We start from the raw sequence: 14,797 nt of genomic DNA, 5'->3' as shown, positions 1-14,797 counted from the left end.
TTTTTTGATATTCTCACTTTTTCCATATCCCAAAAGCAATCACACTGCCAATCCCAACAAGAATCATCGTTGCAAGAAATCCGGGACCTCCCGCTGGAGGAGAGACAGGAGTGCTGGATACCGGGATCAGGGATCCAGAAACTGAAACCATCTGACCACCAGAAACAGTTACTTCAGTTGACCAGTCCTGGTACCCTTCCTGCCTCAAAAGAACCCTATGAGAACCAACTGTGGCATTAACCACTGCCGGGGTTAATCCGGTGTAAAGATCATCCACATATATCTGGGCTCCCGGAGGCGTTGATGAGAGATCAAGAGAACCACTTGTTTCCTCCTGAAGAGTTACCCGAATTTCAGCAGGCAGACCATCAGGGACATTAACCCACATATCCTGGCTCATATACCCGGAGTATGAAGCATTCAGTGAATGTTCTCCCACCGGAATGTTTTCCAAAATAAGGACACCGGATTCAGGGACTGTTCCCACATTTTTCCCATCAAGAGTTATTTCCATGCCTACCGGATCCCCGTCGATATGCAAAGTCCCAGTCGTCGGGTATACTGTTCCGGCATCCAAAGATCCATCTCCACAAACCAGCCCACTCCCGAAGACCAGAAGGAGAGAGATTGAAAGGAATGCAACTGAAGATTTTGATATTTCTCTCATTGCTTTCCAGGCTCCACAGGACTGCATGAGGGAAGAGATTCAGGCTGAGGGGTTGATACCAGTACCGCTTCGATTGATCCCATACTCCCACCAGTAATTGACACATTCGCTACCCAGTCCTGATATCCTGCTTTTCTGACCTGAACACCATGTTCTCCGACAGAAATACCGGTAAGCTTGAGCGGCGTGAGACCTACTACCCGGTTGTCAAGATAGATATCACCACCCTCTGGGCTGGAGTTTACCTGCAGTTCACCAAATGGAGAAGGAACCATCTCAACACGATATGTCGTAAGGGCATTATCATCGACATAGAGTTGATCAGAAACCGGCTTATCTCCCGGCCTGCGCGCAGAAACCGCATAAAGACCGCGTGGAACAGTGTATGCGATCAGGACACCCGAATCTGGAGTCGCGCCCATACTCACGTTGTTTAAGAAAAATTCTGCACCCACTGGATCACTAACAAACTTGACAATCCCGAAGTTATCATACGTGGTTTTACTAAGGTTTACCAGGTATGCAATGGTCTTTGTAGGTTCTGTCTGGATAAAAGGACCTGCATATGGAGCATATCCGCTATATTCTACTCTGACATTCTGCCATGAAGGTGCAACACTGGTGTCGACCGGAATGGTCAATGATCCTCCGGATACATACCCCATATATAAGGTATCAAAATAAACACGAGCTCCTTCAATCTCTGAACGGATCTCTATGTATCCGATTCCAGGCGAAGAAAAGGTTTTTTCATCCGCTATTACCTGACTGCACAGCATGGTGAGTAATACCACCAGACCCATCAGTATGATATGCCTGTTCATACTTCACATCAACCCCTTATATGTGAGAATGGGCTATGAACTCTCATAATCCTTTGGAATATATCAAGAGGACAAGCTGGAAAACAGGATGAAGAAATGTGAATTTTGAGAGTTTAGTAGTCAGAAAAGTTCAGATAATGCATGACTTCCAGTTGATCCAGAAACTGATCGTCTGACTTAACAAGATCAGCAATACTGTTCCTTGGTATTTCAGATGAACCGAAAGCAGGGTGTTCTTTTGTCATGATAGGTAGGAGGATGTTACAGGAAAGACCGGAGGTCTCCTGATCCGGATTTTCAATACCGAATGGAAAAAGATCTAATGATGCAGGATTGTGTGGTATTACCTGCACATCTGATGAGGACAGGACACATGATGAGGATGAAGGATACCAGACGAGGGGATGATATGGTGCATTGGTGTAGGAGGACATGTGTGAATGCATGATATTATTCCTGTGTTGTCTGTTTTTTCAGGATTTACATGGAGGTTTCGTGGATATACTCCGTGTTTAAGGTACACGGATGTGTCCTGTTCACAGGTCTTCCTGTGACATCACAGTGTTAGGTGAAACTGCAGATAAGGGTTGAAGCAGAAATAGAACGGAATTCGTTCAGACTAATTGTATTCCAGATAAAACCACTATTTGATTGTCTGTTCATCTTCCTTGAACAAAATCATAAACAGGCCAAAAAGATACAGTTCAGAATACCTGAAACATGGATGCCTCATGTTACAACGTTCTTAAGAGATAAAGAAATGTATTGAGTAAATCCCGGAGCAAAACCTTCAAAAACTAGTTGCAACTGGTTGCAACACTTTATTTTGAGAGAGGAAATGGTCGTCTGTGAAGCACATTCGGGTGAGTTCTGATCCCATGACGCAGAAGAAGGGGCTACAATCAATACTGCTGAAGAGTGATAGGAAAAAAGATGAAGGTTATACGAGCATTCCGGTTTCCGAGAAGGGCTTGACCTTCATCAGAATATAATCACGCATCCGTGAAGGTCTGATATCACAGATATCTGATATCCGGACACCAGCTTCAACTTCAATGGTCCGAATCTGTGCAGCATACGGATCATAGGGTAATTTTACTCTGACCCCATCCATCTGCACAACGACGGGAATCGGGGATGTAACATCATGAATGTCCGGAACCGTCTCGAGTATGACATCCATGAGACGAGCAGGGGCAATAGACAGGGGATCTTTTGCGATACTGGATCGCTTCGCATCAACAACCCGTGACACTTCTGCGACAATGTCATCAAGCCTGGCGAGATCTTCCGGTTCCTTGGTCCGATGCATAAACCTGCCAAGGCCACCGACATAACCGGATACTGGCGGATCTATGATTTTCATCAGAGTTTCTTTTGTTGGCCCGCCACAAACGATGATCGGAACACGAATCCCCCGTCTGAATGTCGGCATCTTCTCCTGGATACAGGTTTCAAAATTACCATAAAGATAAATGGCAAGATCATGCTCATTGATGATGTCACGTTCCTCATCTGACAAAAGACCAATTCTTTTCCCAAATCCCCGAGCAAGACCTATCATATTGGTTTTTGCTCCGGCTGTCCTAAGATATTCCGCAACATCGCAGGATGCATGAGGAAGATGATGAATCTCAAGTGACATTGAGACGATTGCTATCTCTGTCCCTACAAGGGGTGCAGGGATTACTTCTCCGGCAAGAGGTCGTGAAACCACCCGGAGGATTTCGATATCTTCTTTTGGAATGAGTGCCTGAAGGACCACTTCCTGGGCAATCATATGTTTCTGGATGATGTATCCGCCCATATCCTCGATGAGATCCAGGATTTCATCATGACGAAAGACACCGCCCTTATATGTAATCGGGACCAGGATCATGAAGCGGCCTCCATGATACGAAACTGCTCATCTACGAGAGGAGCCACATCTTCTGGCAGGGTATTTTCACTTGCAACAAACCAGAACTTTCCTTCATGAAAGAATTGTTTTTTAATTCTGAACCCTTCTGGACAGATGACCTGCATTGAATAGATAAGATCCTTAAAAAGGCCCTCCGTGGGATCAGCAACTGCCAGGATTTCAATATCCTGCTGGTTTGTTTCTGCAGAAACCTGAATCTCTATAGTAAACCGGTCAGGCTGACTAATCCGATCTTTCCCGTACCTGGTCCAGAGGATTTGAAGGAGATCGGCAAGATATGTCTCATCGGCAATTGCAAGAGTAATTTTCTGTTCATCAAACGTTACACCGGCAAGGTCTGATACCGTAATAGTACGAGGGACGGTCCTGGTAATTCCGACTGCAACAAAAATTGGAACTTTCGGATCGACAAATATCCGAAGTTTTTCCAGGACTTTGAGAAGATTATGATCAGTGATTACCGTTGAGGCTATCCGTCGGTAGAGAGCCCCTCCGACCGGCTCGGTTGAGTCAACTTCAAAATACTCAAGAGTTGACATGATTCCTCAGTTCTTCTCCACAAATCCTGACGACAGGAGAGCAGCACCCACAGAACCGATATACTGAGAGTGATGCGGAACAACGATTTCTGTCTGGAGCAGATTTCCCATGGCACGGACAAGACCCTGAATAAGTGACGTCCCTCCCACCATCACAACCGGCTCTTTAATGTCTATCTCCTGGAGCTGTTGTTCAAAGACCTGTTCTGCAACAGAATGACAGGCAGCTGCTGCAACATTTTCTTTTGAATGACCTTCAGCGAGGGCATTTACAAGGCTCTGTGTTCCAAAGACGATACAATAACTGTTCATTGGAACATCCTCACCCATACCTTTCATCGCAAGAGGGCCGAGTTCGGTGATATCCACCCCAAGACGCTTTGCGGTCATCTCTAAAAACCGGCCAGATGCACCTGCACAGATACCCCCCATAGTAAAGGTTCCCGGAATACCATCAAGAACAGATATTGCTTTGTTATCCATTCCACCGATATCTATGACAGTTGACGGACCATGCTGACAATCTGCCAGAAAAACTGCACCTTTACTATTTACGGTCAATTCTTCCTGGATAAGATCGGCTTTGATACGTTCACCAATCAGGAACCTGCCATACCCGGTTGTTCCGATAGCATCAAGATCGTCCCGTTTAACTCCGGCTTCCTCAAGTGCAAGAGCGATTACCTCATCTGCACTGTTTAGAACCTCAGTCGTCGGTCGCCAACCGGTTCCGATGATCTCATTATCCTGCATGATGATCGCCTTTGTTGTGGAGGATCCAGAGTCCACCCCCATGGTAAGCCCAGTCTGTCGTTCCCTAGCAAGAAGGGCACGTCGTCGGGCAATAGTGGTAAGGGCTTCCATTCTGGTCAGAAGTGTTCCGGACGTCGTTCGCTCAGTGAAGGAATAACTTACCACCGGAAGCTTGGAGTGCTCATGAATATATCGCCGGAGTTCATTTCTTACAATGGCAGCCTCTGCACACCTGAAACATGATGCGATAAAGACGGCATCGGCCTCCGCTGATCCCTCAACCAGTGCTACAGCCCTGGCAATTGCAAGTTTCAGATCACCTGATTTGACATCAAGTCCGAAATCCTTAAAATTTCTCCGGATATCCCGAAGAGAGAGATCGGGGAAGAAAACTTCTGCACCAACAGCTTCTGCTGCAGCATAAATCTCCTTTTGAACACCAGAGTACTCCGGGCCACAAGACAACTGGGCTATCCGGACGGTTTCTTCTTTCATGCTGCACTCCCGAGGTCTTTGAGGAAATCACGGACTCTGCGGACAAAGATAATTCCTTCCTCTTCGTCTGCAGGATAATCAAGTTCCAGAATCGGGATATCTTTTTGTTTGACAAGGAACTCAACCAACTCATCAGTACGTGCACATCCCATACACCCAAAGGCAAAATCAGGATTTCTGACAATGATAGCAGCTTCTGCCTGATCGATCAGGGGACCAAACAGTGACATTCTTCCCCTGACACCAGAGGGGACTTCAACTGCAGCCCACTTCAATCCCTTTTTTGCATCATCAGGAGTCATCTGAAGAGGGGGTGAGTCAAGACCAGCAGTCTGAATCCGTTCCCTGATAGAAAGAGCTGTCCCGAGTGGTTTATGCCCGAACCGTGCCACAAGATCCGAAAGGATAAGGCTGGTAGCTGGGTATATAAACACCTGTGCCATTCAGGCCTCCTGCTCAATCAGTTCTACCAGTCGTTTCACCGATAGTCCCTCCGGAGCCGCGCTAACTTCCATTTTGTCAGACTGAATTGGGGATTCATCCAGTTTCTCAAGTCCGACCGCAATTCTCCTGATAAAACCCATCTCATATTCATGTCCAAAATACCCTGGTCGTGCTCCCCCGAGATTTGCCCGGCACCGGCGGGGATCACCCGGTGGAAAACCCCGGTCCTTCACATAGATGTGGGCCGGGTCAAATGCCCTGATGTGAGCGATCACCCGCTCGACCTCATCTTCAGGTCCGGTCACCTGCAGGCCGAAACAGGTCTCTTTGATCATAACTCCACCTGAGACCTCATACGCACGGGCAGCGATATCATCAGGTGTTGCCTTATATGACTCAATGAACACATATTTCGTTACCGTTCCGGCATACAGAGGCGGGATTTGATCCTTCATTTACTGACCTCCCTGAAAAATACAACCTCTCCTTCCTCAAGTCCTGCAATTTTGTCCATATCAATCACAGTTCCAATGATGTTTGTCCCGGAGAAAGGTTCGGATGTCGGACCAAACTCAGATGAAGGAACAGACCGTACCCCGACAATTCCAACCCCTTTACAGGAATCATTTGTCATAGCAAAAACCCCTGCATCAACCGTCGAGACGGGAACATTTTCAGGGATGACATTGATCGTTTTTGGGATTTTTGCTTTAAAGAGGGTCACTTCTTCAAAGGAAAAGAGCATCGGGAGCTTCCCGATCGTATGATATTTCAGGCCGGTATATTCCCTGAAAATTTTGCATGTCATTGGTGCTTTTGCGTCATCAAGAGTAATAGCAATGACCTGCTTGTCAGGGATAGTATGTACTTCAACAGTCCCACCCGAAAGAACTTCAAGAGTGGTGACTGGTTTTTGACTTGTTACCACCCGATCCGGTCCCCTGATATCAGAAGTAAGGGTGATATTTCTCGATAGAGCATATGCTTCAGCATCTGCAAGAGTCATTCCAACAAGATCAAACTGATGAGGATCTACCCGGATCTGAATCCGGTCACCTTCCTGCGCAATTCTGCAGAGTTCAATTCCATGAATGACGTGGCCAATAACGGTATGAGCAAGACTTCGGGGAAGATCCTGCGTATAAATATATATCGACCCCCGGTTTTTTCCGGAAGTCCGCATTAATACGGTTCCTTCCCGTCTTGCAGAACAATCCTCACATGGCACATCTGTTCCAGCAAGAAGATCGCATCTGACATGAGTTGAAAGCCGCTTGTCAACCGTAAAGACAGCATCTTTCAGAGCAAGAAGCATCCTGTCAACGCTGTATGCCGTCTTCGGATCATACCCGTCCGCATTCATTCCTTCTGCCTGAACACGGAGATGAGTAATAAGGTGCATCCCCTCTTCAAGGACTATTGAACCATCAGTCGAGGTCTTGGCATCAGATGATTCTGCAAACGAGATCACCGGTTCAACAGAGAGAATGGTATCATGTTCAGATAACCGATCCATCACTCCCATTCCGGAGATTACCCGTGCAATTATACCACCCTCTAAAGGACCTCCATGATCGGCTGCATGGGTTTTTCTGCAGAAGACCAGGAATGATCTGCCAGGGTCATAACCTCCGGAACCAAGGGCAAGATCTCCCCGTTCATATCGTGTGGGTTTTCGTGATGGTGTAAAAGAAGAAGAAAACGGTCCAAAACTAGCAACCTGAAGGTCCTGCCAGCCGGATTTTGCACCTGAAAGACCGGAGAGAATCTCACCGGCATTTGTCCCCTGGACCGTCTCAACAACCACTTCCCCGGCAGTTGTCTTAATCAGAAACTCTTTCGTCTCTGCCCGGCTGATGGTGACCGGGCGGATAATGCCAAAACAAAGTTCTGGATCACGACCCAAAAGAACGTCATCAACCGTCGAACCTTCCTGAATTGTTGTTATTTTTCCATCAATATGGACTGTGGGCATTGCCACCCCTTTTTATTCATTTGCCATTCGTTCCCGTTCCTGCTCGGTAACTTCGTCGAGCACCTCCGCAGTAGGCCCGATTTTTACAATCTTTCCAAACCGCATCAGGGCACACCTGTCACAAATGTCCCTGACAAAATCCATGTCATGGGAAACCACGATAAATGTCTCTTCCATCTCTTCACGTGCATGCATGATGGAATGTTTGACATCGACCTTGGTTATCGGATCCATTGTACCGGTTGGTTCATCTAATACAACAATATGTGGTTCTCGGATAAGAACCTGGGCAAGGGCAACCCGGTGACGTTCTCCTTCACTTAATGTTGAGGGCAGTCGTTCAAGAATTTCGCGAGCCTTCTCCTGGGTAAAACCAGCCATCTTCAGGGTAATGATCGCCTTACGCATGGCCAGTTCTTTGGGAAACTCAAGGCCAATGGCATCAGTCAGGTTATCTAGGATTGTCCGGTGGGGGAAGAGATCATACTCCTGATGTAAAAGACCAATGTACTGTTTTGCCCGACCCCGAAGATCAAAACCGGGTTTTGTCATATCCACCCAGTCTTCACCAACAAGCACACCCAGATCTCCACTGGTTGGTTCAATTATACCGGCAATCATCTTTGAAAGGGTTGTTTTTCCAGCCCCGGAGGTCCCGATTATTCCAAATACCTCCTTATGATAGACTTCAAACTGGACTCCGTCGACAGCCTTGATAAGGCCCCGGTCCACTGATATGTATCGCTTTGATAACTCTCTGGCCCGAAGGATATCTTTTCCAAGTTCAATTTCACAAAATGTTTCAAGGTCAGAAAATCCTTCCATAAAGACCTGAACAACCTCATCCGGAGCCCCAATCTTCTTAATGTGTCCATCTTCAAGAAGGATTGCCCTGGTCACCACATCCTCAAGAATCTGGGTGAAGTGCGAGGTGACAACCATCGACATACCATTGCTCTTTGCTGCGTTTTCAAGCATATTATGTACGAGGCTCGCTGTTTTGGGATCAAGAGTCCCAGTAGGCTCGTCAGCAAACAGACAGAACGGCTCTTTTGCGAGCTGACGTGCAAGCACCACACGCTGTTTTTCACCTCCGGATAGATCCCGTGCAATGTGCATCATCCGGTGTGAAAGATGGACCTGATCTATCAGATCTGCTGCACGACCTACTGCTTTACCTGGAGGATACCCGACATCATCCAGGGCGTGAAGGACATTATCAATGACCCGGTCATTTCCATACAATGCAAAGGTCCGCTGGAACATGATGGCATTTCGCTTCATGATCCGTCTTTTCAAGACCTCGTTTTCCGAACTCCAGAAATCAATATCCTGTGGTTTCAGTACAGCTCCACAAACCGGACAAGTCTGCCCTGCATGGCTCTGCACGGTAACATACTCACATGAATCACAGACAGCCATGTGGTATGTAATTGTTCCTGATGAAGGAGGCTGATCGACACCCCGAAGAAGGTGCATCAGCACTGTTTTTCCTGCACCGCTCCGTCCAATTATGCCGAGTATTTCTCCTTCCTCAAGTGTAAAGGATATATTTTTCAGGACCTCCTTTCCGTCGAAGGCCATGGTAAGGTTATCAACCGTGATCAGGGGTCTCATCTTGCAAACACCTTTCGTAAGGTATTGTTATCGCTGATGCCTATTACATCTTTATTTCTGCATGCCAAATTTCACGATCGGCAAATAGCGTGATTTATCGGGCCTTTTTTCCCACCAGGGGGATGATTTTCAAAACCTCGCGAATATCTCGTATCCGATGGTCTGCTACATCTGCAAGCTCGGCAGGTTTGACTGATGACTGCTGATCACTGAGAACTGCTATATCAGCAGCTCGCATTGCCCTGAGATCATTGATTGAATCGCCGACCATCACAACCAGGTCATGGTTTTTTTGTAAATCACGAACAATTTGTTCTTTTACCGATGGTGTGGCAACACCAAAAACCCGGTCCTTCGGAATGCCCAGATAATCAGCCATCCGTTCCAGTTTCGCTTCCCGATCCCCGGAGGCAATATATGTACATACACCGCGATCATGGAGAGTAGTAATGGTTTCCAGAGCCCCGAAAAAAGGGGTTCCCCCAGCGGTTACGGTAAATTCAATACATTCTTTACCCATGTGAACGATGAGCCCGTTATTTAATGCAACCACTTCGTTCTCTTTTACTTCTGACCAGATTACACGCATGCATTCCTGCATATCTCCCGCAGTAGCCCAGGTATCTTCCAGAAGAACGGACTGAATATGCTCTTTTTCAACAAGTTTTCGCGTGCACGATATTCCAAATCCGACATCATGGTCCTTGAGGTACTTCGAAATAAGCAGATCTGGTGAAACGGTCATGAAATCCCGGGTATGACCATGTAACACACAAAGAACACGTTCCGGATCTTCGAAGGTGAGAATGGTTGTCTCCACATCTGTCAGCAGCTCACCGGTCAGTATGTTTTTTGCCATCCGATAGGTGCGGAGCAGGGTTCCGGCACTATCAAACACCACAGCTACAGACATGAAAACTCTACCAGATATAATACGAAGGGACAGATAATACCCTTGGCCGGTCTGAAGATATAAAAAACCCAAGGATTATTGAGAAGAAAAAAGATAGAATGTGATATGACGCTTGAGGAGACTGCAGAGAAGATCCAGACGATGGAGATCAGGGGTGCAGGTAGAATTGCCAGGGCTGCTGCACAGGCTCTTCATGATCATTCCCAGACCATTCATCCAGCAGATCTCCTTACCTATTGCCAGGAGATGGAAAAAGCGGCGGAGATACTGGTAGCAACAAGGCCAACAGCAGTGTCTCTTCCAAATGCGGTAAACCTGGTTATGAAACCCTTAAAAAAGGAGTCAGAACTACAATCCGCAAAGAAAAACCTGGAAGAGCGGGCATGTTCATTCATAACTCGATCTGAGGAAGCAGTCAATAAAATAGGAAAGATTGGTGCCAGGCACATCAGGGACGGTGATGTGGTCCTTACACATTGTAACTCTGAAGCTGCGCTGGGTTGTATCCTCAAGGCACATGAGCAGGGAATGAATATTGAAGTCTATGCAACTGAGGTAAGACCAAGAAACCAGGGTCACATCACTGCAAGAACCCTTTCTGATGCAGGAATCAGAACGAATTTTATCGTTGACTCCGCAGCCCGCCATTTCATGAAAGAAGTAGATCTGTGTATCACGGGTGCAGATGCAATAACCGTGAATGGTTCAGTGATTAATAAAATCGGAACCTCGCAGATAGCACTTGCTGCTCATGAGGCCAGAGTCAGTTTTCTTGTCGCTGCAGAGACATACAAATTTGCTCCCCGAACCATCGTCGGAGAACGGATACTTATCGAAGAGCGAACACCTGATGAGATACTCTCAAAAGAGATGAGAAAAAAACTCCCATACGTAACCGTCAGAAATCCGACCTTTGATATTACTCCTGCCGATTACGTTGATTACATTATTACTGAAGCAGGAGTATTCCCTCCTGAAATGGCATATACCATCATCAAAGAGCAGCTTCATTGGGATAATGATGATATGAGCTCAGATTTACCTTATTGTGAGGAAGAATAACATGACAGATGTCGTTGCAACATATTATTTCAGACCAAAAGAAGGAGTAAGTCCTGACTGGGCAGCCAGGGCGATAGCAGAAGAACAGACCACAGGAACATGGACAGAAATTTCAACACGGCAGAATTATGTCAGATACCTTGACGGCCGTATCGGGGATATTATTCCAACTGGACAAGGATATACCTGTTCTATCACCTACCCTTCAGAAATATTTGAACCAGGCAATATTCCCCAATATCTCTCTGTTGTTGCAGGGAACCTCTTTGGATTATCACGTCTTGCTGCAGTCAGGCTGATTGATGTCGAGTTCTCCAAGGATATCATTCCTTTCAAAGGACCGGGATATGGGATTGAGGGTATAAGAAAACTTGTAGGAACGACAGACCGGCCTCATGTCGGGACCATTATTAAACCAAAAGTTGGTCTGAATCCAAAAGATACCGCTGAAGTTGCGTATGAAGCAGCAATCGGTGGCGTAGATCTGATCAAGGATGATGAGACCCTGACTGACCAGAAATTCTGCCCCATAAACGAGCGACTCCCTCTTGTCATGGAACAACTGGACCGGGTCAGGAGCGAATCAGGAAGAAATGTGCTGTATGCAGTCAATATCTCAACCGCGGGGGACAAGATTGTAGAAAGAGCCCGGGAAGCAGTCAGAATGGGTGCAAATATGCTGATGATTGATGTCATCGTTTGCGGATTTGATGCCGTAAGAGCAGTTGCAGAAGAACCCGGACTGAACCTTCCCATCCATGTTCACCGGACCATGCATGCAGCAATTACCAGAAACCGCGAACACGGAATCGCCATGAGACCGCTCTGTCGTCTGGTCAGAATGCTTGGTGGTGACCAACTCCATACCGGGACTGTATCAGGTAAAATGGAGCATGATGTGACTGAATTGCGCGGTGACAACCTGGCACTTACAGAACCCTTCTTTGATCTGAAACCAGTATTCCCGGTTGCAAGCGGGGGACTTCACCCAGGTGGAGTTGACAAGGAGATCAGACTGCTCGGGCGGGATATCATCCTCCAGGCAGGGGGCGGGATACATGGACACCCTGACGGGACACGAGCCGGGGCTGCTGCAATGCGACAGGCGGTAGATGCTGCGGTTGCGGGTATTCCTCCAGCCACATATGCCCAGGATCACCCAGAGCTGAAGCGGGCACTGGATAAATGGGGAATTGCAAACTGATATACATGGAAATACCATTTGTCAAACTCCACGGTAACGGGAATGACTTTATCCTGATTGATGAATTTGCCGGTGCGATAATCCCGGATGAGATGAAGGCTCACTTTGCATCTCTGTATTGTGATCGGAGATTTGGCATCGGTGGGGATGGGGTGCTGTTTCTTCAAAAAGAAGGAAATGATATCAGGATGCGTCTGTTCCAGCCAGATGAGAGTGAAGCAGAGATGTGTGGAAATGGTATCCGGTGCCTTGCAAAATATGTATTTGATGCAGGATATGTTAAGAGCCCATGCACGATACAAACTCTAGCCGGACCAGTTACAGTAAAGATGGAATACGATGAAGACGGGGACTTCATGGCAGAGGTAGAGATGACAAAACCTGCATATGATGCCCCGGCTATCCCGGCAAAGGGGAAGGGTGATTTTCATGAGATCATCAACGGATATGAAGTATATGCAGTAAACACAGGAGTTCCGCATGCGGTGGTCTTTTTCAGGGATCTTGATGTCGTTGATATCACGAAAGTGGCTCCAGGTATCAGATCCAGCCAGTTCTTCCCGGCAGGAGCAAATGTCAACCTTGTTCAGGTGACCGGTCCTGACTCAATAAAAATCCAGACATGGGAGCGGGGTGTTGAAGGAGAGACATTATCCTGCGGGACTGGTGCTACTGCTTCAGCAGCCATTGCTCACCGGTTATCCAAAACCGGACCGGTTGTTGAGGTTGAAACCATCGGTGGGCCCCTGACCATAACCCTTACCGACGGGGCTTTCATGAAAGGTCCGGCTGAAACTGTTTTTAAGGGCGTTCTTACTTTAGAGGAATAATCCTCTTATTGTTCCCTGTTTTTCACATAATAACCGGCTGCTTTTCCTGCAGACAAAACCAGGAGCAAAAAGCCGCATACTGATCCTACCATCAGGATGACAGATGCAAGGGGTGAGACACCAAACGGGCTCTCTCCCCCTCGTATCAGAAGAAGGATTCCTTCCGGGAGTGCCTGTGCAAAACTGCTGTGAATAGTAAGAGGATCATACTCTGTAGATCTGCTCATCCATCCGGCAAGGTGAAGGCTTGTTCCAAGCATAATTCCACCGGTTATGATAAGAGCCGTCACCATACCAAAGAGATCATAAATGGTTCCATCTGACCATACCATCTCCTCCACCAGGTATCTGGTCTGGTGAATGAGAAACAGCAGAAGGAAAAATTCTGCTGGCAAAAAAAGCGATGACGCTGCAGGCCATACCGAAACCCAGAACGTTTCAGTGGCGATGAGAGCCAGAATACACGAGATGAGAAATCTGCGTCGGTCTCCTCTCATACTATATATCCCGGTAATGAACAGGAGCGTTACAAAGAATACCGTGATAAATCGTGATGAGAAATCAGCGGGAAGCACCGGTACGATGATGACCAGTGGTATGAAGGGCAGGAACAGGATGGGAAGATCATGTGCAATTCTGTTTTCTTTGTGGGATCGATTCTCATTACTATCCGGAATATGCCGGACAAAATTCATAGTAGTATTGTTCTCTCTAAAATGATGAACCACTCGGACATATGAGATGAATATCTTTAATGCACTCGGCGGGAAATCATGTGATACCGGAATACTGAGATCTATGGTCGATATAATTAGTGACAAAGAGGCAGAACGGTGGAAATCAGAGGGGATCCGGTTTGCCACCAGTCAAAAATTTGAAGATGCCATCCGATGTTTTGAAAAGGCCTCATCACTCAATCCGGTTGATGAAGAGATCTATTTTCAAAAAGGCCTGGCTTTTATGAACCTCATCCGGTATCAGGAAGCAGTAGAGTCATTTGAAGAATCCCTCAAATTAAATGACAAGGATCCCAGATACTGGCTTTATATGGGCATTAACTACTTTTTCATGGGACGATATAGCAAAGCGATACCCTGTTTCAATATGGTTCTCGAGATTGATCCTGGGAATCTGCATGCATTAAGCAACAAGGGATCAGCTCTTGCAGAGATAGATCGGCATCAGGAATCAGTAGAATGTTTTAACCGGATGCTGGAACTGATGCCAGGGGACGTAAACGCTCTTTTTAATAAAGGGATCAGCCTGCAGAAACTTAAAGACTATAAATCCGCGATTGGCTGCTTTAAAGAGATATTAAAACAGGATCCCCAGGACTCAGATGCCTGGTTTGAACTGGGGAACTGCCTTTCAAAGACTGATAACTGCAAAGAAGCTATAAAATGCTTTGACCGGGTCATTAGGATTGAACCAAACCATGCTGAAGTATATGATGCAAAGGTTGAATGTCTGCGAAGTCTTGGTCTGAACGATGAAGCAGATGATCTTATTGCCAAACGTGAAATGGATGACTGGTGATCAGAGTATTTGATCAA

The 14,797-nt window shown here is 46.7% G+C and carries 16 protein-coding genes; 4 read left to right on the top strand and 12 right to left on the bottom strand.

Annotated features, from left to right (window positions below; genetic code table 11):
- Positions 1-13 precede the first annotated feature (13 nt).
- The 11 genes from KSK55_RS10785 to KSK55_RS10735 all read right to left on the bottom strand — a co-directional run bounded on the left by KSK55_RS10785 (position 14) and on the right by KSK55_RS10735 (position 10,148).
- Positions 14-667 carry a PEGA domain-containing protein gene (locus KSK55_RS10785; RefSeq protein WP_218606903.1) on the bottom strand — a complete coding sequence of 218 codons (654 nt, stop codon included), beginning with the start codon at positions 665-667 and terminating at the stop codon, positions 14-16.
- On the bottom strand, positions 664-1,491 hold the full coding sequence (locus KSK55_RS10780; protein WP_214419630.1) for a PEGA domain-containing protein: 828 nt from the start codon (positions 1,489-1,491) through the stop codon (positions 664-666). The genes KSK55_RS10785 and KSK55_RS10780 overlap by 4 nt, the downstream gene beginning before the upstream one ends.
- Positions 1,492-1,604: 113 nt before the next feature.
- Positions 1,605-1,937, bottom strand: coding sequence for a hypothetical protein (locus KSK55_RS10775; protein WP_214419631.1), 333 nt, complete (start codon positions 1,935-1,937; stop codon positions 1,605-1,607).
- A gap of 494 nt (positions 1,938-2,431) precedes the next feature.
- Complete coding sequence (locus KSK55_RS10770) at positions 2,432-3,370, bottom strand: methanogenesis marker 7 protein (protein ID WP_218606902.1); 939 nt, start codon at positions 3,368-3,370, stop codon at positions 2,432-2,434.
- Positions 3,367-3,951 carry a methanogenesis marker 17 protein gene (locus tag KSK55_RS10765; RefSeq protein WP_218606901.1) on the bottom strand — a complete coding sequence of 195 codons (585 nt, stop codon included), beginning with the start codon at positions 3,949-3,951 and terminating at the stop codon, positions 3,367-3,369. Before KSK55_RS10765 ends, KSK55_RS10770 begins: the two co-directional genes overlap by 4 nt.
- Positions 3,952-3,957: 6 nt before the next feature.
- Positions 3,958-5,199, bottom strand: a complete 1,242-nt coding sequence (locus tag KSK55_RS10760; RefSeq protein ID WP_214419634.1) for a methanogenesis marker 15 protein — start codon at positions 5,197-5,199, stop codon at positions 3,958-3,960.
- Positions 5,196-5,642, bottom strand: a complete 447-nt coding sequence (locus KSK55_RS10755; protein ID WP_214419635.1) for a methanogenesis marker 5 protein — start codon at positions 5,640-5,642, stop codon at positions 5,196-5,198. The genes KSK55_RS10760 and KSK55_RS10755 overlap by 4 nt, the downstream gene beginning before the upstream one ends.
- Complete coding sequence (locus tag KSK55_RS10750) at positions 5,643-6,098, bottom strand: methanogenesis marker 6 protein (protein ID WP_218606900.1); 456 nt, start codon at positions 6,096-6,098, stop codon at positions 5,643-5,645.
- Positions 6,095-7,618, bottom strand: coding sequence for a methyl-coenzyme M reductase-associated protein Mmp3 (gene mmp3 / locus KSK55_RS10745; RefSeq protein ID WP_218606899.1), 1,524 nt, complete (start codon positions 7,616-7,618; stop codon positions 6,095-6,097). Before mmp3 ends, KSK55_RS10750 begins: the two co-directional genes overlap by 4 nt.
- A 12-nt stretch (positions 7,619-7,630) precedes the next feature.
- Positions 7,631-9,235 carry a methyl coenzyme M reductase system, component A2 gene (atwA, locus tag KSK55_RS10740; RefSeq protein WP_214419638.1) on the bottom strand — a complete coding sequence of 535 codons (1,605 nt, stop codon included), beginning with the start codon at positions 9,233-9,235 and terminating at the stop codon, positions 7,631-7,633.
- 94 nt (positions 9,236-9,329) lie between these two features.
- Positions 9,330-10,148 carry an HAD family hydrolase gene (locus KSK55_RS10735; protein WP_214419639.1) on the bottom strand — a complete coding sequence of 273 codons (819 nt, stop codon included), beginning with the start codon at positions 10,146-10,148 and terminating at the stop codon, positions 9,330-9,332.
- 105 nt (positions 10,149-10,253) lie between these two features.
- Between KSK55_RS10735 and KSK55_RS10730 the strand changes: the two genes are divergently transcribed.
- Genes KSK55_RS10730 through dapF form a run of 3 tightly spaced genes read left to right on the top strand, consistent with a single transcriptional unit; the run spans position 10,254 to position 13,244 of the window.
- On the top strand, positions 10,254-11,210 hold the full coding sequence (locus tag KSK55_RS10730) for a ribose 1,5-bisphosphate isomerase (protein WP_218606898.1): 957 nt from the start codon (positions 10,254-10,256) through the stop codon (positions 11,208-11,210).
- A 1-nt stretch (position 11,211) separates the two neighbouring features.
- Entirely contained in the window at positions 11,212-12,414 is a 1,203-nt protein-coding gene (locus KSK55_RS10725) for a RuBisCO large subunit C-terminal-like domain-containing protein (RefSeq protein WP_218606897.1), read from the top strand.
- A gap of 5 nt (positions 12,415-12,419) precedes the next feature.
- Positions 12,420-13,244, top strand: coding sequence for a diaminopimelate epimerase (gene dapF, locus KSK55_RS10720; RefSeq protein WP_218606896.1), 825 nt, complete (start codon positions 12,420-12,422; stop codon positions 13,242-13,244).
- Positions 13,245-13,249: 5 nt separating this feature from the next.
- Here dapF and KSK55_RS10715 read toward each other — a convergent pair whose 3' ends face one another.
- A complete protein-coding gene (locus KSK55_RS10715; RefSeq protein WP_218606895.1) occupies positions 13,250-13,939 on the bottom strand; it encodes a hypothetical protein in 690 nt (229 codons plus the stop codon).
- Positions 13,940-14,042: 103 nt separating this feature from the next.
- Between KSK55_RS10715 and KSK55_RS10710 the strand changes: the two genes are divergently transcribed.
- Positions 14,043-14,780, top strand: coding sequence for a tetratricopeptide repeat protein (locus KSK55_RS10710; protein ID WP_214419644.1), 738 nt, complete (start codon positions 14,043-14,045; stop codon positions 14,778-14,780).
- Positions 14,781-14,797: the final 17 nt, after the last annotated feature.

It is taken from the genome of Methanospirillum hungatei (assembly GCF_019263745.1).
Lineage (GTDB): Archaea > Halobacteriota > Methanomicrobia > Methanomicrobiales > Methanospirillaceae > Methanospirillum > Methanospirillum purgamenti.
The sequence above is the reverse complement of the archived record's forward strand: the minus strand, read 5'-3'. Positions and strand labels throughout refer to the sequence as shown.

Coding starts and splice junctions, on each gene's coding strand:
- atwA (WP_214419638.1), bottom strand. CDS start 9,235: ATGAGACCCCTGATCACGGTTGATAACCTTACCATGGCCTTCGACGGA.
- KSK55_RS10730 (WP_218606898.1), top strand. CDS start 10,254: ATGACGCTTGAGGAGACTGCAGAGAAGATCCAGACGATGGAGATCAGG.
- KSK55_RS10755 (WP_214419635.1), bottom strand. CDS start 5,642: ATGGCACAGGTGTTTATATACCCAGCTACCAGCCTTATCCTTTCGGAT.
- mmp3 (WP_218606899.1), bottom strand. CDS start 7,618: ATGCCCACAGTCCATATTGATGGAAAAATAACAACAATTCAGGAAGGT.
- KSK55_RS10725 (WP_218606897.1), top strand. CDS start 11,212: ATGACAGATGTCGTTGCAACATATTATTTCAGACCAAAAGAAGGAGTA.
- dapF (WP_218606896.1), top strand. CDS start 12,420: ATGGAAATACCATTTGTCAAACTCCACGGTAACGGGAATGACTTTATC.
- KSK55_RS10780 (WP_214419630.1), bottom strand. CDS start 1,491: ATGAACAGGCATATCATACTGATGGGTCTGGTGGTATTACTCACCATG.
- KSK55_RS10760 (WP_214419634.1), bottom strand. CDS start 5,199: ATGAAAGAAGAAACCGTCCGGATAGCCCAGTTGTCTTGTGGCCCGGAG.
- KSK55_RS10775 (WP_214419631.1), bottom strand. CDS start 1,937: ATGCATTCACACATGTCCTCCTACACCAATGCACCATATCATCCCCTC.
- KSK55_RS10715 (WP_218606895.1), bottom strand. CDS start 13,939: ATGAATTTTGTCCGGCATATTCCGGATAGTAATGAGAATCGATCCCAC.
- KSK55_RS10750 (WP_218606900.1), bottom strand. CDS start 6,098: ATGAAGGATCAAATCCCGCCTCTGTATGCCGGAACGGTAACGAAATAT.
- KSK55_RS10770 (WP_218606902.1), bottom strand. CDS start 3,370: ATGATCCTGGTCCCGATTACATATAAGGGCGGTGTCTTTCGTCATGAT.
- KSK55_RS10765 (WP_218606901.1), bottom strand. CDS start 3,951: ATGTCAACTCTTGAGTATTTTGAAGTTGACTCAACCGAGCCGGTCGGA.
- KSK55_RS10735 (WP_214419639.1), bottom strand. CDS start 10,148: ATGTCTGTAGCTGTGGTGTTTGATAGTGCCGGAACCCTGCTCCGCACC.
- KSK55_RS10785 (WP_218606903.1), bottom strand. CDS start 667: ATGAGAGAAATATCAAAATCTTCAGTTGCATTCCTTTCAATCTCTCTC.
- KSK55_RS10710 (WP_214419644.1), top strand. CDS start 14,043: ATGGTCGATATAATTAGTGACAAAGAGGCAGAACGGTGGAAATCAGAG.